Here is a 20,221-nt window from a genome sequence, read left to right as displayed (position 1 = left end):
CTAATGTGCAACTTTTTATAGGCGCATAGCGTCTCTACAATGAAGGTGAAACTATTGACCAAACAGGTCGCAACCATATTGGGAGTGCCGTTTTCCACGCGCGGTTTTGCCGGAACGGTCGATGATCTTGTCGAACGCATCGAAAACGGACGCAAAACGCACGTCGTCACCGCCAATCCGGAGATCGTCATGCTGGCGCGGGAAAAGCGTTCGCTGCGCGCCATCCTGGAACAAGCCTACGTCGTTCCCGACGGCATCGGGATCGTGTACGCGGCCAGGTGGACGAAGCAGCCGATCAACGAGCGCGTCACGGGCATCGATTTGCTCGAAGCGTTGATGGCGGCGGCGGACAGGCACCAGTGGAAAGTATATCTGTTGGGGGCGTCCCCGGAAGTGAATCGGCTGGCGGCGGAAAAGCTGGCGGCACGATATCCGGGTGCGCGCATCGTCGGGTATCGGGACGGATATTTTCAACAAGGCGAAGAGCCGGCAATCGTGGAGGAGATTGCGGAAAAAGCGCCCCATCTGCTCTTTGTGGCGATGGGCTCTCCCAAGCAGGACGAGTGGATCGCCAAATATCGCGATCAACTGCAGGCAATCCTGATGATGGGAGTGGGCGGCAGCTTTGACGTCATTGCTGGGAAAGTAAAGCGAGCGCCAAAGCTGTGGCAGCGGCTGCATCTGGAGTGGCTGTACCGGTTGCTTGCTCAGCCGTCGCGCTGGAAGCGGCAGTTGGCCATTCCGCGCTTTGTGTGGACTGTCTTGAAGGAAAAAGGGGAAAACCGCTCCGGAAGGTGCCCGTAGAGAGGAGAAACTGCCGATGTCAACGATGATTTTCGGGTTTCTGACTTCACTGATCGTGGCTTTTGCGGCCACACCCTATGTGAAAAAACTGGCTGAATCCATCGGCGCCGTAGATAAGCCCAACCAGCGCAAGGTGCATACGCGAATCATGCCGCGCATGGGCGGGTTGGCCATCTACGCGGGCTATCTCGTTTCGTTTTTGCTGTTTGTTCCATTTTCCGGTTTCAAGGAAATGTTGGGGATTTTCATCGGCGGAACGATCGTCATGACAGTGGGGATACTGGACGACAAACTGCAGCTATCGCCCAAGTGGAAGCTGTTTGGCCAATTGTTGGCGGCAGCCGTGGTCGTCATTCCGTTTGGCCTGAAAATCGGCATTGTCAACCTGCCGTACGAAGGCAGCATTGACTTTACCAGCGGCTGGCTGCTGTGGCTGGCGGCCCCGATCACGATCATTTGGATCGTCGGTGTCACCAACGCGGTCAACCTGATCGACGGTCTGGACGGGCTGTCCGCCGGCGTATCGGCCATTGCCACTGCCACCATGGCGATCGTGGCGCTGCTCAACGGTCCCGGCTACGAACACGTGGCCATCTACTGTTTCGTGCTGCTGGGGGCCATCCTGGGTTTTCTGTACTTTAATTTCCATCCGGCCCGCATTTTTATGGGGGACACCGGTTCGCTGTTTTTGGGCTTCAACCTGGCGGCGCTGTCCATCATGGGCTTTAAGGAAGCGCTGTTCGTCTCGTTCATCATCCCGATTGTGGTGCTGGGCGTTCCGCTCTGGGATACGTTCTTTGCGATTGTTCGCCGAATCGTGAACAAAAAGCCGATTTCCAGCCCGGACAAAGGGCATCTGCACCACTGTCTGCTGAACATGGGCCTGTCGCATCGGGCCACGGTTCTGACCATCTATACGATCAGCATCTTCTTCGGCACGATGGCGATTGTGCTGACGAAAACGACCAAATGGACAACCATCATCGTGATGGCAGCGCTGCTGTTCGCGATGCATCTCGCCACCGAGGTGGTCGGTCTCGTCGGCCGCCGTCACCGCCCGCTGATCAACGCGGTCCGACGGTTAAAAATCAAGTATACGGAACGGCGAAGCCACTAGTCGGGCAAACCCCTGCTGGATGACCAGCAGGGGTTTTTTCCGCTTTTTAACATAAAGAAGTAAAGCAAAACCGATGATTTTCCGATAAAAGAAAAAGACGAGAATGGCGTCTCTTACGCTCTCGGGCAGGGGACAAAATCCGAGAACAAAAACATGTGGAGAGGTGAAGACCTTGCAAACGACGTATCAGCAATTTCGGCGTTGGCTCGCAGTATGTCTGACGATGCTGCTGCTGGTGACCGGCCTGGTTCCGGCGATGCCTGCGTCAGCCGCGGGAACCTGGACGATTACCAACCCGTCGTCCATCGTGGTGGACAGCTCCGAGACTAATGCCTTCGGTACTTTTGCCAATCCGGTTGAGGTCAAGAACAGAACGATTGACGGCATCGTCCTGACCAATACGGCCGCCTCCGGCAACACGGTCGCCGTGGCCGTAGACGGCACGCAGGTAATCTATAATCCTGCCCCTGCCTTTGTCGGACAGACGCTGACGCTCCCGCCGATCACGATTGATCGGAACGGCGCAGTGACCAAAGTGGAAGTATGGTTTGGCTCCGAAAAAGCCACCATGTACTACAAGCTGGAAAAACAGCAGACCGGGGCGACACTGCAGATCGTGCCTCCGTCCGATCTGATCCCGCCGGTCAATCCGAACCAGCCGGGCACCGGGAACAGTGCCAGTGATGCGCTTGTTACCCATTCCGGCAAACTGACCAATCTCAAGATCAAATACTCGGATCCCGGCAATCTGGACCCCAGCCCCGTACTGGAAGTGCAGGTGGACGGGAAAGCGGTTCAGACCATTACGGCTCCGACAGCGAAAAACGACGGCTCTGAGATTCCTGTCGGCACCATCGATCTGAAAAACGGTATCAACGTTATCAAGGTGGTGTCGGTCAACACCGGCTATGAAAGCCTGCAATATTACGATTACCGACCGCAGAACAGCCCGATTGTCCTGATCGATTACCCCAATCAGGGGACAAGCGTCACCAATCCGTTGCTGCATGCGGAAAACAAAATTACGCTGCGCGGGATTTACGGATCGGGTGTGACAGGCGCCAACCTGCGTCTGAAAATTACCACCAACAACGGGCAGACGATTGAGGATCTCAGTTCCACGACGCCGACCCTGAGCGGCACCAACACCTTTACGTTCTGGGACATCCCCCTGAAGCCGGGATTGAACGTCATCTCGTTCTATGAACGGGTGGGAAGCGTCACCAAGGAACACTATCAATTCTACGTGCAGTACAACAACACGCCCTATATTGACAGCATCAGCGTAAATGACACGCCGCTCACGTCGGCTACCACGCTGATTACGGTGGCATCGACCAACCGTTTGACCCTGAATGTGGACGGTAAGGTGAAGAACGCCGAGAAAGTCATCGTGAAAAACGTGACCACCGGCGACGAAGTGGAGGCGAGGGTCACGTCCGGCGCATTCGCCGCCAACCTGCCTTCGCAGTTGGGTGAAAACCGGCTGGAGTTTACCGTTTACAACGACAACAAGAAAGTGGGCGTCATCATCCGGACGATCCATGTGGTGTCCCGTTCCCAGGATACCGCCAACCAGTTCTATAACGTGACCATTCAAAAACAGGGAACACCGCCGACACCTGTGACCAATCTGGTGCAGGGCCAGGTGGCAACCCTGCCGGGAACCAACAGTCCCAACAGCGAAGCGTATCAAATCACTGGTACGGCTCTGCTGCAATTTGAAGAGACCGACAAACAAACGATCAAGCAGTTTAAACTGGAGTACAAAAACGAAAAAACCGGGGGAACGTTCTCGGTAGACAACATCTCGCCCTCTTCCCGGACGTACAAGGGCAACGGCTTTACCGAGTATGTCCTCACCGCGCCGATTGCAAGCGGCGGTGCTGATATCGGCATTTTGGATGACGGCGTCACCTACCGGGTAACCTTGAGCTACGAGTACACCACCACCGATCCGACCACGGGCCTGCAGACGGACTCCGGGTTCTTCCAGGTGAACGGGTACGACTACAGGTTTACCTATGTGGACGGTTCCAAACCGCGATTTGTCGAAGCGTACATCGACTCGACCTTGCTGTCCGAGTACACGGTCAACCCGGTGGGGAAATCCACCTTTACGGTAGACCTGAAGACGGTGAACATGGGCGGTACGCAGTCCAATTACACCGTAACGTACAACGGCAGCCCGATTAACTATACGCTCGACGCGCTTTCTGCAACGCAGTTCAGGTTTACCCTGTCCAACCTGCCGGCGGGTACTGGGGATCTGGAGATCAGGTATTCCGACGGCACGACGTCCCTGTCCGTCACGTACAAACTGAACATCCAGATTGCGCCGTATCTGCAGCTGACGTACATTGACGGTTCGGGACAGGTCCGCAGCTTTGAGAGCGGGTATCAGATCAAGAGTGACGACGACTTCGTTTCGCTGAGCGGGAAGGTGTACAACTACGACCTGACGTCCAGCAACATCGAAGTCAAGCTGAACGGAACGACGATTACTCCGACAGTGGGGTCCAACAACACCTTTACGATCAGCAAGGCATCCCTGCAGAACAACATCAAGTCCAAAGGCGAACACACGCTGGAAATCACGCTGACCACGCAGCCGTCCGTCAGCTTCACGTACAAGATCCTGTACATCACGTCCAAAGCGCCGACGATTGAAGACGTCAAGCTGGAAATCAGCGAAAATGGCAAGGACAACGAACTGGTCAAACAGCCGACAGACACCGCTTACCGGACAGGCGCCAAGTTCCTGAGCCAGTTTACGTTTACGGTAAAAGACGCAGAGCACGTCTACATTGAGAAAAACGGCAGACGCATTGCCGATTTCCGCTACGAAAACGGCGACTGGGAACAAAAGGAAGACAACCAGGATTACAACGACACGCTGAGCCAGATTCCTTCCGGGCTGCGCCGGGAGTTCCAGGAGTACAACTTCGATGCTCAAACGAAGACGTCGTTTAGGGCCAGAATGCGCAGCAGCGACTACGGCGACCTGCTGGAGCAAATTCAGGATGAGATCACCAAAAGCGAGGAGCAGGAGCAAAAACTGGCGCTCTTCCCGCTTACCCTGAAGAAGAACGGCACCACCACCTACACGATCGTGGCCGAAGACGGCAACGGCGCGGTGGTTCGTTACGATGTGAAGATTGACCAGACCACTAACAGCTGGGAAGTCATCTCCCCGGTCAAAGCCAAGGAAAGCGACCCGTACATCATCGTCAATGCCAACAGCGTGCCGATCAAAATCTTTGCGGAAAATGCGACCAAGGTGATGTTCGGCAAAACGGAAGCGAAGGTAACCAACACCACGGAGCGGGATTTCGAGTACAATGAAGACCTGGGCAGACCAGTCCCGAAATCCTACTATGTGTTTACCGCTACCGTTGCGTTGAAAGCGGGCCTGAACAAGATCAAGTACACCGTTTATGTCGGCAACACGTCCTACAACGACGAGATTCAGATTTTCAATGCCAACTCGTCCGTAAACGGTGCCGAGTATCGCGAAGTATTGGGCAAGAAAACGTCGTTCAGCGTCTTTGACAAGAGCCTGGAGCTGAAGTTCCCTTCCGGAACCGTACTGGTGTCGCCGCCCAACAAACGGGAGGGCAAAGAAGTCACCAATCCGACCAAGGACATCTTTGTCGATGTGGAGCTGTACTTCGGCATTGCCGACCGGACGACCGGACAAGTGTCGATTCCGGACGATGACATGAAGTCCAAACTGGCGCTGAATGAAAACTTCAACTACGCCAGCCCGCTCTACTACATTGATGCCGGTGACAAAAACGCGCCGGGCGGACGCGATCCGTACTACACCGACGGGGACGAAATCGATACCTTCAAGGATCGCTACGAAGACAACCTGGTGCCGAGCAAACAAGGCACATTGACGATCAAGTACGATCAGTCGATTGTCAACGCGGCCAACAACATCCTGACCGTGTACTATCACAATGGGGATGAATGGCAAAACCTTGGCGGAGTCGTCAATACCAGCAAGAAGACCATCACGGTGCCGTTTGCCGGATTTGGGTACTACATGGTCATGAAGACCAGAGAGTCGTTTGACGACGTGGTCAATCACGATTTTGCGCGTGACGCGATGGAGACGCTGTACGCCAAAGGGATCATGCCCAACTACAGCGCCATCTCGTTTGGAGCCAACCGTGACATCACGCGCGGCGAGTTTGCCACCATGCTGGTGAAGGCGCTCGACCTGCCGATCAATGACGGTCCGTACGCCGACAGCCGCACGCCGTCTTCGCCGACGTTCAACGACGTGCGTCCGACACGGGACACGTGGGACTACCAGTACAAATACATTGAAACGGCGGCCCGCGCCGGCATCGTTCGCGGCAAGGAGCCGGGCTACTTCCGTCCGGACGATCCGCTGACCCGCGAAGAAGCGGCAATTATGATCGCCCGCGCGCTCAACCTGAAACTGGGCACGCCGGATGCGGCAAAAACGGCCCTGGCCAAGATGTTTACCGACGCCAAGGATGTCGGCTACTATGCGCAGCCTTCCGTACTGGCGGTGGCCAAAGCGAAGATCATGAATGGCGAACCGAACGATCCGACAGCCAAAAAGCCGACGTACCGCTTCCTGCCGAAGTCTTATCTGACCCGCGCAGAGATGGCGGTCATCACCATCCGCGTCATGGTCCAACTGAAAAAACTGCCGAAGCAGTAACAATGAAAGAAGCTGAAGAGGAATTTCCTCTTCAGCTTCTGTTTTTGTCGTCCAGATACTTGTCAAATCTCTCGCGCAGCAGGAACAGCTGCTTTTCCTGTTCCCACACCTTTTTGTCCAAAAAGGTCACGGTTTCGTTGGTTTGTTTGAACGCCGCGTGGAGATCGTGGACGTCCGCCTGCACCTCTTCCAAGCGGGCGTTGGTATGACCGACCATCTGGATGAGAGAGGCCGTCATCTCCTCCACGCTGATTAAGCGGCGCTCGTGTTTGTCCAAGCGCTCCTCGATCCGCTCAAACCGTTTGTCAATCTGTTCAAAACGCTTGTCAATCTGTTCAAAACGTTTGTCAATCTGTTCAAAACGTTTGTCAATCTGTTCAAACCGATTGTCAATCTGTTCAAACCGTTTGTCGATCTGCTCAAAACGCTTGTCAATCTGTTCAAAACGTTTGTCAATTTGCTCAAACCGCCTGTCCACGTTCTGAAACCGCTTGTCGATCTCCCGAAACCCCTGCTCCATCCGCTCGGCAACAGCATCCAGCTTGTCAAACAGCTCGTCCAGCGTTTTCCCCACTGCGCTCCCCGCCTTTACGAATTGTTGGTTTCTTGCTTACCTCTCCATCCTAGACAATCTTAGTGCGGGACACAAGTTTTTCGATTCGGGTTATTCGTCTCCGCCAACGGCCTCCACCGGCACTTCCACGTACTCGCGATCCCCCAGCACAATGTCGGCCTGTCCGTTGGTCAAATTGGTCATCTGCTCCACAAAGGCATCCTGTTGGCCATCGGGAATCAGCAGGTGTACAGTAACTTTGTCCGTGTAGTCGGTGGCGGTGACCCGGTGCTGGCCGAGGCGCAGTTCGTTTTCCACCTTGCCCCACCAGTGATAGTCGACGGTAACCGATATCTGCTGGTGCAGGGTGTGGACGACGATGCCCGCAGCCTTTAGCGCCGTGACACAGCCGGCCGTGTAGGCGCGCACCAGGCCGCCCGCACCCAGCTTGATCCCGCCGAAATAACGGGTGACTACGACCACGGTGTCCTTGAGGCCGTTCTTTTTGATGCACTCCAGGATCGGCTTGCCGGCTGTCCCGCTCGGTTCTCCGTCGTCGCTGGAGCGCTGAATCTGGTCGTTTTCGCCGATGACAAAGGCGGAACAGTTGTGCGTTGCGTCCCAGTGCTTCTTTTTAATCATGGCGATGAAGGCGGCAGCCTCTTCTTCCGTTGTGACGCGTTGGGCATATCCGATAAACCGGGAACGCTCGATGACAATTTCGTCTTCACCATACCCGGCGACTGTTTTGTACTGCTGCAGCATGTTACACATCACCTCAAGGGTTAGCATAGCACGTTCCGGTGCGCTGCGCGAATGGTGAAATTTTTTCGCCGCTCATTCGTACTAACACGGGACAGTTTTCATGTGCTAACAGGGAGAGCGGAGGTGTATACATGGTAAAGTATGAACGGTAGGAGGATAAACCTGGAAGTGCGAGATTCTTCGTGTACGAAACATTTAACTGTGATATAGTGAATCTTGGGACAAACCACCAAGTTTCCGTACTGTCGGAACCGACAAAAATGCGAAAAGGAGTGCAGAAACATGAACCTTCCATATTCGCCGAAGAAATGGCTGGCCATCTCGCTGGCTGCGCTTGTCGCCACCTCGATTGGCGCAGGGGCCATGGCCCAGTCTGCCAACGATGGGACCGCATCTCAGGCGACCAATCAGACACAAACCACTCCCTCGAACCAGAACAATCAAGCGGACACAGCCGCTAAACCTGTCGCGCAAGATGCCGCAGAGACACTGACGCTGGAAAAAGCGGTGGAACAGGCGCTGAAGACAAATCCCAAGCTGCAGCAGGCCCGCCTGGACGAAAAGAATGCAAGCGTCAACGCCGAGCTTACATACAGATCGGTAGCGGAGATCCCTTCCGAATTCGTCCGTTCGCTGGACGCCGCCAAGCAAAAATACGTGACCAGCGCGCAGGCGAAAATGACGGAAAAGCTGAACAAGCTGGCGGTACAGGCAACGGAGAACCAAATCAAGCTGGGAGCTCAACAACTGTATTACGCCCTGCTGCATGCACAAGCCGACCTGGATCTGAAGAAACAAAGCCTGGAGCGTGCCCAGACCCAGCTCAAGGTGGCCAAAGCCCATTTTGACGTTGGCACCAAGGCGAAGACGGACATCCTGCAGGCGGAAATGGGCGTAGCCGGTGCGCAGGCAGCGCTGGCGGCGGCGGAAAACAACGTGGAGATTGCCCGCATGAAGCTGAACGAATTCCTCGGGGTGGATTTGGACAAGAAATGGAAGCTGTCCAACGAAAACAAACAGGTGGCCGCCCCGTCGATGACGCTGCAACAGGCACAGGAAAAGGCGCTGCAGCAGCGTATCGAAATCACGCAAAAGCAGGAAGAGTTGAGTCTGGCCGAACTGAATGTGAAGCTGATTGAGGAGTATTCCGCCCTGTCCACGTACCCGGGCAAAATCGCCCGCTACAACGTGGAAAAGGCAAAGCTGGCGATCGAGGAACAAAAGCGCACCGTCTCCCGCGAAGTAGCGGAAGCCTACTACAGCCTGAATGCGGCGAAACTGAGCATCGAATTCCAAAAAAAGGCCAAGGAAGCGGCGGCAGAGAGCTATCGCCTGACCAGCCTGCGCTATGAAAACGGCCTGGCGACCACGCTGGAAGTGATTCAGGCAGCAGAAGCGCTTGCTGATCAGGAGAACCAGTACGAACAGGCCGTGCAAAACTACAACCTGGCTGTCGTAAACTTCGAGACAGCTACAGGAAGGTAACGGAAGAACAGTAAATTTTCTTGGCAATTTGGAAAAAGATTCATGAGTGACAGTCCGTCCCGCCTGTCCTATAATACGAGGTGTGGCGGATGTCACTGCATACATAATACGTGAAAGTAACGGCCACAAAAAAAATTAAAAACTTTTTCGGAGGCACCGCAACTTTTTCAGGTCTGAGGCGTTTAATAGGATGTCACACGAAAAACGGGGAATTGTGTAAAAAAGATTCACGAAATCTAGCAACTGTGTTACACTAGGGATTGCCGCGTTTACACAATACTGAAAATACTAGAGATTTATGTGAGCAAGAATGTCAATGCAGTCCTGCGAAAGGAGGTGACACGCGCTTGCAGGATTCGGGCTTTAAAAAGAGAGATAGATCGAAAACAAATATTCCCCAAGAACAATTTGTTTATACCAGAGGAGGAGAACCCAAGGTTATGAAAAAGGTTGTTAACAGCGTACTGGCAAGTGCACTTGCACTTACTGTAGCACCGATGGCATTCGCTGCCGAGGAGACCACCAACACCGAAGCTCCTAAAATGGATACCGAACTGCAGAAAGTAGTAGGACGTCTGGCAGCACTGAACCTGGTTTCCGGTTATGGCAACGGCGAATACGGTGTGGATCGTCCGATCAACCGTGCCGAGTTCGCTACCCTGATGGTTCGTCTGAAAAACATGTCGGAAGGTGCAAAACTGGCACAATACCAGTCCATCTTCACTGACGTAAAACCGAGCGACTGGTTCTCTGGCTATGTTAACGTAGCTTCCGGTCAAGAAATCGTAAAAGGTTACCCGGACAAAACCTTCCGTCCTGGCAACAACGTTACTTACGCAGAAGCTGTAACCATGATCGTTCGCGTTCTGGGTTACGAGCCGGCTGTTAAAGGCGTATGGCCGAACAACATGATCGCAGAAGCTGCGAAGCTGAACATTGCGAAAAACATCGCAGCTCCGAACAACGCGGCTACTCGCGGCGACATCTTCAGAATGATGGACAACGCGCTCCGCGTAAAACTGATGGAGCAAGTTGAGTTCGGTACTGACATTCGTTTTGAAGTAAAAGACGAAACCCTGCTGACCAAGTACCTGGACGTTGACGTATACGACATGGAGTGGGCTCGCGACAGCAAAGGCGAACTGCCGATCGTATCCAACGTACCGGTTATCGGTCTGGGTTCCCTGAAAGCCAACGAAATCATCCTGAGCGGCAAAGACGCCGGCATGGGCTCCAAAGGCACCACGTTCAAAGTGGCTGACGGCATCAACCCGAACGAGTTCGCTGGTCAACACGTACAAGTGTGGATCAAGGACGACAAGGAAAACACCGTTGTATGGATGGAAGGTTCCGAGGACGAAGACGTGGTTATGGACCGTCTGGGCACCTTCTACCTGAACGACAAGTCCAAGTTCAAAGTGGATGACATCAGCAAAACTTCCGATCTGAACGATCTGGAAATCGAACTGGACGGCAGCGGCAAAACCTATCGTTTCACCGAAGATACCAAAGTTACGTTCAACTTCCAACCGTACGACAGCAACGTAAAAGGTATCAAGGAAATCATTAAGGCGAACGAGAATTACACCTTCTCCGCCAAAGTTGTTCTGGATAAAGACAACAAAATCAGCTACATCCACGTAATCGACGACCAAAGCCTGAACCAAAACAAAGAAGGTTACAAATACGGTTCCGAAGTTATCAAGAAAATCGACGCTGACAAGAAACGCATCGAGAACCTGGATGGCGGCAACTTCAACGCGCTGAAAGACCTGGAAGAAGGCGTAGACTTCCTGGTATTCCGCGACAACAAACCGGCGAAGCTGGCCGACCTGAAAGAAATGGACGTGTACAGCGTTTACTACGCAAACGGCAACAAGAAAAAACTGCTGGTATTCGCGAACAGCACCGTAGTTGAAGGTAAAGTGGAACGCGTAATTGTACGCAACGACGGCGACAACCGTCTGGAAATCGACGGCAAAACCTATCGTTTCCGTACGGGCTCCACTTACTCCGACAACGCCAACAAAGATGTAGAAGAACTGAACTCCAGCAACTGGGATCTGGTTCGCGACCTGCGTGGCGAAGAAGTTAAACTGTACCTGGATGCATCTGGCCGTATCCGCCACATCGAAACCAAGGACAGCGTAGACGATCGCCGCTTCAAAGCAATCGTGACCCGCAAAGCCGAGTACAACAAAGGTAAATACGAATTCGGCATCATCAACGAAAACGGCAAAGAGCTGGATATCACGATCGATGCGGAAGACGTTTACAAAGCAGATGGCGAGTCGTACGAAGATGATCCGGATCAAATCGAAGAGGACTTCGTACCGAGCAAGACCGACATCATGCTGCTGGAAGTAACGCTGGATTCCAAAGGCGAAGCAGAGAAAGTTAAAGTTCTCCCGATCAAGCTGAAACAGCTGAAAGACAAAGCTTGGAATGACGCGGCTGACGAAGATGATGAAACCATCAAGGATGAAGACGGTCTCTACACCGTTACTTCCGACACGGCCATCTTCGACATGACTGACAATATCACCACCGGCAGACGTCCCGAGCTGAAAAACCCGGGTGTAGTGAAGTTCTCTGACATCGCTGACAAAAACGGTCTGGATGTATACTATGCCGTAGATGAAGAAGAAGAAGAAGTAGACGCAATCTTCGTTGTTGCTGGTAAAGGCCTGGGCAGCAAAACGATGTACGGTCTGGTTACCCAAATGGGCGGCCGCAGCGACAACGACGAGATCGAGGTTATTACCAAAGACGGCGAAACCGGCAAGGTAACGACCAAAACCTTCAAACTGGACGACGATCTCGAAGAGCTGCTGGATAATAACATCAACCGCGGTGACTTCATCGCATTCCGCCTGAACTCCAGCGACGAAGTTATCGTGAAAGATGTTGTCGAAGTAGTTGACAGTGCTCAAGACATTGATGGCGCTGACTTCTTCGGCGATGGCAATTACAAACCGGCAACTGACAAAGAACTGGAAAAAGCAGATCTGCATGCTCTGACGGTTGCTCGCGTTGACAAGAAAGATGGCAGCAACAAGTTCTACTTCGATTATGCCGAAGGTAAGCGAGCTACGTTCACGCTGAACTCCAAAACTGCCTTCATCAACGCGTATGACATGGAAGAAGGCGACGGTGTCGACGTAGGCGACTACGTAATCCTCGTAGAAACCGACGACGATGGTAACATTTGGGACTACGTCATCAAAGTATCTTCCGAAGATGATGCGAAGAGAGACTACGATGACGATGAGCTCGAAGATTACCTGACCAACTTCTTCAAACAATTCGCTGGCGGCAAAGTTGACCCCGAGGATCCGGAAGATCCGGTAGATCCGGTAGACCTGCTTGACGAAGAATCTGTAGAAGTGGTTGTAACAGATGTACTCCCTGGCGTCCTGTCTTCGTACAAAGTTTCCGGTACTGCTGCACCAGGCGCAACTGTGAAGGTGAAAGTTGGTACTCGTGAAGGCCAGGCAACTGCAGACGACAACGGTGACTTCGAAGTAACCGTTCTGGGCAAAGTGGGCGAGACTGAAGTAGTTATCACCTCGACCAAAGACGGTAAATCCGAAGAGTACACCCATAAAATCTCCAAGTAAGTCGGGTCTACTCATCTAGGTTTGATTGAGGGCATGGAATGAACAGGGGCAGAGGGAATCCCCTCTGCTCCCTGATTCAATGCCTCGTAATCGTAACAGATGCTCAGTTTAAGGAGAAACACATACATCACGATTGCCAGCCTAGAAGTGTCTCTCCATCTATGATAAACAGATAAACAGACAGAAAAGACAAAATTCCTATCTAGATCTGGAGGGGTAGTACGTGAACAAAAAGCTTGTGCTTTCTGTACTCTCGACAGCTGTTGTAGCAAGCATGGCTGCTTCCGCTATGGCGAAGCCGGACGCTGGCTTTTACGTTGGCGGCCAAGTAGATAAATACTATAACATCGATGCTTTCTTCAATCACTTTGACGAGGCGCTTGACGAAATTGTGGATAATCTGGACAGCACCACCTATGTTGACGCTGATGGTAATGCTGCTTCGTTCCAGGACATCCTGACGGCAAACGGCGATCTGAGCAAAGTGATGAAGCCGGCTAGTCTGGATCACTTTGAAAAGAATCCGTACGCTATCGTAGACGGTACTGGTTCCTACAATCCTGAAGAGGATGAAGACCTGCTGCCGGTAGATGAAGGCGAGCTGAAAGTTGAGAGCGTAAGTGCTATTCACTTGGCACAGTTTGTGATTAAGTTTGGTGCGCCGGTTGATAAAGCAAGTGCGACCGACCCTGCAAGCTATAAATTTGATGGTGCTGCTTTGAATGGTACTATCGTTCTTTCTTCTGATAAGAAAACGGCCACTGTCACTTTGGCAACACCGGTAACTAATAACACTTACCACACTGTTGAAGTACTGGATAGCACAATTAAAGCTGATGGCTCCATTACTGACTATGTTCCTGCGAAGACCGAAGCCGTCCTCTTTAATGATACCACTAAGCCGGAAGTGAAAGATTCCGTATACTCTCCGGACGGTGAAATCTACAAGCTTACTTTCAGTGAACCGGTAAAAACTCTGGGTACTATCAACGTTTATGACGAAAATAATCAAGTAGTAGCGACCCAAAACGATTTCACTTTGGCAAGTGATAAGTTGTCCGCTACTCTTGATACATCCGCAAGTGGTATAAACCTGGCTGCAAACAAAACCTATCGCGTTGTCATGGTAGGTGCCAAGGACCTGGCTGACAACTTCTTCGCAAACAACCGGGTAGAAAAAACCTTCAAGAAAGAGAAAACCGATACTGTTGCACCTAACGTTGTTTCTGTTACGGTAGTTAACAGCACTACGGTTCGTGTTGCATTCAACGAAGCTGTTCAAGTTGATGCTACTACTGGAAAAGTTGCCGATATCACTGTAGATGGTGGTACAACTACTGACTTGAAGGTAGTTGATACTACACCTACAGCAGTTGGTGAAGCAATTGAGGTAACGCCTGGCACAGTTTTTGATGTACGGGTAAGCAATACTCCGCTTACCGGCGCACATACGATTTCTATCAACAACTTTAAAGATTTGCAAGGAAATGCAGTTACCACACCAGTTGTTAAGAACTTCCAAGTTAATGCTGATACCACTCCGGCAAATCTGACCAAGACCGAAGCGGCTAACAAGGTTGTTACCCTGACTTTCGATGAAGATGTTACTTTGGGTACTTCCCCGTCGGCTACTCTTGTAACTCCGGATAATGTTGAAATTGCTGTTGGTAGCGCAGCGTTCCAAACTGTTACAACCAACAGTAAACAAATTAAAGTAGATTTGTCTTCGGTAGTAACGACTCCTGTTGTTGGTAACTATCAACTGAAGATTGCTAGCGGGTCGATCCAAGACACTGCAGCAACTCCGAATACGAAAGACTATACTGCAACTTTTGCCTTGACTGCTGATACGACTAAACCTACTGTTACAGCTGTTACTGTTCAAGGTACCTATGGTAACGATGTTGTAGTCGTAGCCTACAGTGAAGATATGGGTGCAAGTGCTCTTGACGTAAACAACTATCTGGTTGATGGTCAGAAAGTGTTCGAGAGTGCTGTATTCTCTTCCAACAAGCAAACTGTAAAACTCACGCTTAAACCGGGTGTATTCGATATCACTGGTGATCGCGTTCTCACCATTGAAAATGTAGCAGATTTGGCTGGTAATAAGATTGATAAATATACCGGAACTGCTGAAACTTACAATGAAAATGTAAAACCTGTTATTACCAAAGCCGAACTGCTTGGTCTGGACAAAATTGTACTGACTTTCTCTGAGTCTGTTGACAACGTAGATGATACAGACTTTGAGGTTTATACTGATGGTGCTTCTACACCTCAAGCTATCACGGTAGCGCCGCAAGGTACTTCTGATTCGGTTTATGAGATTACCTTGAGCACTGCGATTACTGATCTGTCCAAAGAAGTTACTTTGAAAGTTCTTTCTAGCAACGACATTGTGGACAAACCGGCTGGTAACAAATTGGCTACTAGCGGTAAAGTTAGTGTCGAACAATAATCATGCCATGACGAAAGAGCCCGAGCAATCGGGCTCTTTTTCTTATCTCCGATACCTTTCCAGAAACTCCTCCACCGACTTTTACATCCTTAACGGTTTTGGCGGTATTGTTCACAAACCCCGTAAACCGTCCAACAGCTCAAGGCTCAATTTCATTGCCGTTCATTCCGGCTAGATTCTCCCGACGTGTGTTGTTGAAAGACGTTATGTTGCATCAAGTCCCATTCAAATGATCTCTACTGGATTACCTTCGTTTATTGCCTCCCTCAAAATCGTTGACACTGTCAGACGTTGTTCCCTGCATCACGACAGATTCCAACATTTCATTGATCTTACGGAAAAAGCCAATTTACTCGTGTTTGCCCTCAGTCCGATGGTAAAAAACAATCGGCCACCCCAAAGACTAGGGTAGCCTTCTTGAGCATCTTTATACATGGGCAGGTTCGGGCGTTTGCTGATGAAGTGGGGGAGGAACCAACCATCCCTTTTCCTTGTTAATGCGCAACAGGCGGGCGCCGTATGTGGCTTTCGTCATATGGAATTGACCAAACATCAACGCGATATCTTCACGAATTGCCTGCCCGATAATTTGGCTGCAAGATACCAACCCGGCAGCTATGTCCAACGATACGCTGGCGGCAATTTCCGGATCGTTGAACCGTGCTCCCACCGGGATGCTTTCCAACGAAGCGGTTGGCCGTTCTGGTGGAGAGGGTGGCAGACCGATTCCGTTGACCTTGAGCAGCTCTTCAATCTGCGTGATCTCCTGCTTCATATTTTTCGTCAGGTCTTCAAGAAATGTTCGCAAATCCTTGTCTCCCGTGTGGTTGATTAGTGTTTGATAACCAACCAACATCCCTTTGGTTACAGTAAGGTAACTCCAAACACCAAAGACTTCCCCATAGTGCATTGGCTCGTTCTGTGGATTTCCGCTTAAAATACCCATAACCGTCCTCCCAGCATTGATTTGCGTTGTAACATTTAAATGGGTTCTCCTGACAACATAGGTAACCCACTGTTATTGTTACCGGGAGTTTGAGGTTTAGCATGGTAATGTTTGGCGGATTTGCCCATCGTGAATGATGTTACACAGAGGTTGTTCGGCGCCGCACGATCCAGCCTGTGACAAGCAGCAGCAGGGCAACTACATCATATGAAAGATCGAACAGGAATTGTTGCGCCCCTGGCTTGACGTGGTGAAGCTGCAAGAGGTGGTGATTCACAATACCCTCCAGCAAATTAAATGTGCCGGCACCCAGTAAAAAGCTGCCCCAGAATGTGCGTGGCGAGTCTTGGGGATTCCCTTTCCATAATAGGATGCCTGCGACAAAGATGATCAAGGTCACGAATAAATGAAAAACGCCGTCGCTGATGATTTGGTGCACGCGATCCGTATGCATGTTTACACTGTGCCACTGCAGGATTTGATGAAAGACAATGCCATCCAGCATTCCGATCATACCGACACCAAACAAGAACGCTCCCATTGCTGTTGCCCTCACGTTTTCTGCCGACCTCCTTTCGCTTCACTAGCATTATGGCCAGTTCAAGGTAAAAAAAGCCCTGTTTTGTCTACAAACGGGAACCACTCGGCAATTCGAGTGGTTTTTTTATGCCTAACTTTACCTATTTGGGTAGAGGAGAGTTGTTCATGCATATCGACTGCCTCACATCTGCATGGTCAGTCTTAATCAAAACATTTCAGAAAGGGAGCAGAGAACATGGGAAGACAAGTGATGAATCTGGTGTTGCTATTTGTTCTGGGTCTTACCGTACTGATTTCACCTGGAGCCACAATGGCCAATTCACCCCCGGCAACTGCCCGTGAAAAACCGCCAGGTATGGGTGATGAGCAACGAGACGTTGTACGGGCGGCGACTGACACTCCGTCAGGTAACAAGACGAGTGAGCCGTTCACCTCAGATGGTATCGTGTCTTCTTCTGGCGCTTCTCGCAATTTCACGTACACGTATAATGCCAGAAACCAACTGCAGTACCTGTACGAAAACGGTGTATTGAAAATGGAATTCATCTATGACAACAACGGCAACCTGATTCGGAAAAAAAGTATATGAAAACTGACAGTAATAAGGAGGTAGCAATGAGTGTGAAAAAATGGATGCGCGGGTTTCTCTCTTCTGTTCTTACCATATCCCTGCTGGTGCCTTCTGTTACATTTGCCAGGGTGGATGAACGTTTATCTGCGACACCCGTATCTGACGACAGCAACGAACAACCAGCAGACACAAAAGCATGGTTGTCTGCATACAAAGAAGTCTTACAGGCTGCGATAGAGCTGCAACAAAAAAAATCGGACGAAATCCCTTCCTTTACAAAAGATGAAGTGATGGCGATGACATGGGATTCGTTGCCGGCAGATGTCGTCTGGGGCATGTATCAATCGTTTGATCGGAAAACCTTGCAGATTGCTGCCTATTTTTATCCGCTGTTGGACCGCTTCTTGTCCCAGGACGAAAAAGTGGAAAAATACCAGTGGACGGACGAGGCGGTCATGTCCGAAATTGGTCGGCTTGGACAGGAGCAGTACACATTGCTCAAACAGGCGCTGCCAGTCATCGAGCAGCATTACCAGCGCTGGAAGGAAACCAAGGGAAACAAGGCAAAAGCGCCGCTTTCGTCTCTCGCCGATTCAGGTCTCACTTCCAGCCCGCCAGATGAAGAGTACGAACCTGAAGGGCTAACCTACCGGTATAAGCGCAATACCGAGAACCTTGTCGATGAACTGTACCGCACAGCCAATATTAAAGAGACGGATGTGCATCTGGAAGGAAAACACGGGATGGATCTCAAGCTGGAACGGCAGTATTCCTCTCTGGATGCGATGTTAGGGCGGATTTACTACAAGAGCAAGTGGGGTGAAAACATATGGGTAGGGAATGGAGGATACCACGAAAAGTATCACCTGCCTGTGGGATGGAAATGGAATATCCCCATGATTGAGGAGATCGACAGAGAGAACATCCGCTGCACCTACGATGAAGATTTATCCAAGTATTTTTGCAACCGTACTTATGAAAAGGATAGTAAGCGTTATGTGTTTACGCTGGACGACGGCACAGTGCTTGAGTCTAAATCCAAAGAAGGAGACTGGGTAAACTATCCCTATCTCGGCGCCTCTATGGAGTACAAAAGGTGGGAAATCAATGGCGTGGAACACATTGCCTGGTTGAGGTACAACGGCTACTTGTACAATTTTTCCATAGAGAAGTCATACAATAGTGATGGTGATACGTATGTGGTCACCAAAACCAATGCGTATGGAGATGAAATCGTCTACCGCATTCCGGAAAAGAAGGAGAAACCGATAGAAATCATCGACAGCGTCGGCCGCTGCATCGTTATGGAAAAACGCTTGTACAACGTGGTTAGCGATCTCAAAGTCTATGCCGATGCGTCCAAAAGCCGCTTGTTAAAGCATATAAAGTACAACTGGAATGAGACCCCTAGCAGGGTCATTGAACATGACGTCAATGGCAATGGCAGCAAGATAATCGCGGAGTATACCTATCACGATTCGGGGGTATTCGGCGAGGCAGAGTTTAACCTGAAACCCGGGTATTCCTTTCCGGCGAACATTCCACTGGACTACAACGGAATGGAGTCGACGGTCTACACCACCGATGACTACCAGAGACGCGGCACCACCAAGTACAATTTGCTGCGTGAGGTATCGTACCCGGTGGAAGGCCTGCAGATTACCTATACGTACAGCCCTTATAAGCCGGACGAACCTGATTTTCTCAGCCGCGGCGTGGTCCGGTTGTACCACGATGACGAGAAGCTGACCTATACGACGTATCATCCGGTGACAGCAGTTGACATTCGCTTTGCCAAGACGCCCCACCCGGAGCGTCAGAAGCAGGGATGGTACTCGCATACAATTTACTATCCGCTGACGAATAAGGAAATCTGGAAGTCGTCCAAGGATTTGTCTGTCCGGCTGAAAAATCAGACCCTGCGGGAAGGGTCGATCGTCAAAACGCAAATTGTACAGTACGGGAGCCCGAACCAGGAAAAAGTCTTCACACCCAATCCGGACAAAACATTTTTGCCGCAATCAGTCAAGACGTACATCGGCACTGGAGCGGATACAGACACCATTCTTCTTCCTCTGACGTTAACGGAAGGTGACAAAGAATACCGCTACCATCCCGTCAGCTATGTAAGCTATCTGTACAGCGGCCGAGAGACGAAGCCACGGTACGAGTACCGCTTTTTGGGGCGTCCCGCTTCGTTTACCGACGATGCGGATGTGTACCAATTTTTGTTGGCACCCGACATCAATCGTTTGGACAGTGTTGCAAGCAGGCTGAGCAAGTACGCCCAGGTCACGGCGTACAGCTACAACAGCTACGGTGATTTGACCAAATTGGTGGACCCGCAAGGAAACGAAACGACGTGGACCTACACAGCGACGACCTATTACCTGCGGTTGCTAACGAAGATGAAGCGGACAGCAGCCGGAAATCCCAATCATTTTCACGAGGAATCGTATACCTATAATGCTGACAAATTGCTGGAAACGGAGCACATCGTCGATTCGTATCCGGATGGAACGACGACGAAACGGGAAGAAATTGCTCGCGCGTACCAGTACAACAGCCAGAAGCTGGTTTCCACTATCGTGGAAGCGACGAAAGGATCGGACGAGAAATTTTTTGATAAAAAAATTGAATCTTACGACCGCTATGGCTTA

General features: G+C 51.1%; 11 protein-coding genes and 1 pseudogene. 8 read left to right on the top strand and 4 right to left on the bottom strand.

Translation table 11 applies throughout. The annotated features are described in order from the left end of the window. Window positions 1–39 precede the first annotated feature (39 nt). The 3 genes from KDN35_RS08660 to KDN35_RS08650 all read left to right on the top strand — a co-directional run bounded on the left by KDN35_RS08660 (window position 40) and on the right by KDN35_RS08650 (window position 6,623). Window positions 40–804 carry a WecB/TagA/CpsF family glycosyltransferase gene (locus tag KDN35_RS08660; protein WP_171564138.1) on the top strand — a complete coding sequence of 255 codons (765 nt, stop codon included), beginning with the start codon at window positions 40–42 and terminating at the stop codon, window positions 802–804. A 16-nt stretch (window positions 805–820) separates the two neighbouring features. Continuing rightward, complete coding sequence (locus KDN35_RS08655; protein WP_171564139.1) at window positions 821–1,921, top strand: glycosyltransferase family 4 protein; 1,101 nt, start codon at window positions 821–823, stop codon at window positions 1,919–1,921. Window positions 1,922–2,084: 163 nt separating this feature from the next. Further along, the gene (locus tag KDN35_RS08650) at window positions 2,085–6,623 is read left to right on the top strand and encodes an S-layer homology domain-containing protein (protein WP_349290967.1); all 4,539 of its coding nucleotides are present in this window, start codon (window positions 2,085–2,087) and stop codon (window positions 6,621–6,623) included. A 31-nt stretch (window positions 6,624–6,654) separates the two neighbouring features. On the opposite strand, the gene KDN35_RS08645 is transcribed toward KDN35_RS08650, so the two are convergent. Both KDN35_RS08645 and KDN35_RS08640 read right to left on the bottom strand, forming a co-directional pair. After that, window positions 6,655–7,197 (bottom strand): hypothetical protein, encoded by a 543-nt coding sequence (locus KDN35_RS08645; RefSeq protein WP_212132554.1) that lies wholly within the window; start codon window positions 7,195–7,197, stop codon window positions 6,655–6,657. A 90-nt stretch (window positions 7,198–7,287) separates the two neighbouring features. Then, window positions 7,288–7,941 (bottom strand): YigZ family protein, encoded by a 654-nt coding sequence (locus KDN35_RS08640; protein WP_171564144.1) that lies wholly within the window; start codon window positions 7,939–7,941, stop codon window positions 7,288–7,290. Window positions 7,942–8,223: 282 nt separating this feature from the next. Between KDN35_RS08640 and KDN35_RS08635 the strand changes: the two genes are divergently transcribed. The 3 genes from KDN35_RS08635 to KDN35_RS08625 all read left to right on the top strand — a co-directional run bounded on the left by KDN35_RS08635 (window position 8,224) and on the right by KDN35_RS08625 (window position 15,504). Beyond that, window positions 8,224–9,426 (top strand): TolC family protein, encoded by a 1,203-nt coding sequence (locus tag KDN35_RS08635; RefSeq protein WP_212132553.1) that lies wholly within the window; start codon window positions 8,224–8,226, stop codon window positions 9,424–9,426. A gap of 440 nt (window positions 9,427–9,866) precedes the next feature. Further along, entirely contained in the window at window positions 9,867–13,046 is a 3,180-nt protein-coding gene (locus KDN35_RS08630) for an S-layer homology domain-containing protein (RefSeq protein ID WP_212132552.1), read from the top strand. A 223-nt stretch (window positions 13,047–13,269) separates the two neighbouring features. Then, the gene (locus KDN35_RS08625) at window positions 13,270–15,504 is read left to right on the top strand and encodes a hypothetical protein (protein ID WP_212132551.1); all 2,235 of its coding nucleotides are present in this window, start codon (window positions 13,270–13,272) and stop codon (window positions 15,502–15,504) included. Window positions 15,505–15,931: 427 nt separating this feature from the next. Here KDN35_RS08625 and KDN35_RS08620 read toward each other — a convergent pair whose 3' ends face one another. Next, a complete protein-coding gene (locus KDN35_RS08620) occupies window positions 15,932–16,450 on the bottom strand; it encodes a DUF3231 family protein (RefSeq protein WP_212132550.1) in 519 nt (172 codons plus the stop codon). A gap of 139 nt (window positions 16,451–16,589) precedes the next feature. Next, window positions 16,590–17,006: a DUF2243 domain-containing protein gene (locus KDN35_RS08615; protein ID WP_349290966.1), complete on the bottom strand. Its 417-nt coding sequence runs from the start codon at window positions 17,004–17,006 to the stop codon at window positions 16,590–16,592. Between the two features lie 219 nt (window positions 17,007–17,225). Here KDN35_RS08615 and KDN35_RS08610 point away from each other — a divergent pair, with 219 nt between their 5' ends. Together KDN35_RS08610 and KDN35_RS08605 are read left to right on the top strand one after the other, a co-directional pair. Next, entirely contained in the window at window positions 17,226–17,579 is a 354-nt protein-coding gene (locus KDN35_RS08610; RefSeq protein WP_212132549.1) for a hypothetical protein, read from the top strand. A 272-nt stretch (window positions 17,580–17,851) separates the two neighbouring features. Beyond that, window positions 17,852–20,221 (top strand): annotated as a pseudogene (locus KDN35_RS08605) (RHS repeat-associated core domain-containing protein); the annotation flags it as partial.

The organism is Brevibacillus sp. NL20B1 (assembly GCF_018195675.1).
Classification (GTDB): Bacteria; Bacillota; Bacilli; order Brevibacillales; family Brevibacillaceae; genus Brevibacillus; species Brevibacillus aydinogluensis.
The sequence above is the reverse complement of the archived record's forward strand: the minus strand, read 5'-3'. Positions and strand labels throughout refer to the sequence as shown.

Bases quoted from the DNA above. Each gene is read 5' to 3' on its own strand.
- KDN35_RS08640 (WP_171564144.1), bottom strand. From the start codon at position 7,941: ATGCTGCAGCAGTACAAAACAGTCGCCGGGTATGGTGAAGACGAAATT.
- KDN35_RS08655 (WP_171564139.1), top strand. From the start codon at position 821: ATGTCAACGATGATTTTCGGGTTTCTGACTTCACTGATCGTGGCTTTT.
- KDN35_RS08660 (WP_171564138.1), top strand. From the start codon at position 40: ATGAAGGTGAAACTATTGACCAAACAGGTCGCAACCATATTGGGAGTG.
- KDN35_RS08620 (WP_212132550.1), bottom strand. From the start codon at position 16,450: ATGGGTATTTTAAGCGGAAATCCACAGAACGAGCCAATGCACTATGGG.
- KDN35_RS08635 (WP_212132553.1), top strand. From the start codon at position 8,224: ATGAACCTTCCATATTCGCCGAAGAAATGGCTGGCCATCTCGCTGGCT.
- KDN35_RS08610 (WP_212132549.1), top strand. From the start codon at position 17,226: ATGGGAAGACAAGTGATGAATCTGGTGTTGCTATTTGTTCTGGGTCTT.
- KDN35_RS08630 (WP_212132552.1), top strand. From the start codon at position 9,867: ATGAAAAAGGTTGTTAACAGCGTACTGGCAAGTGCACTTGCACTTACT.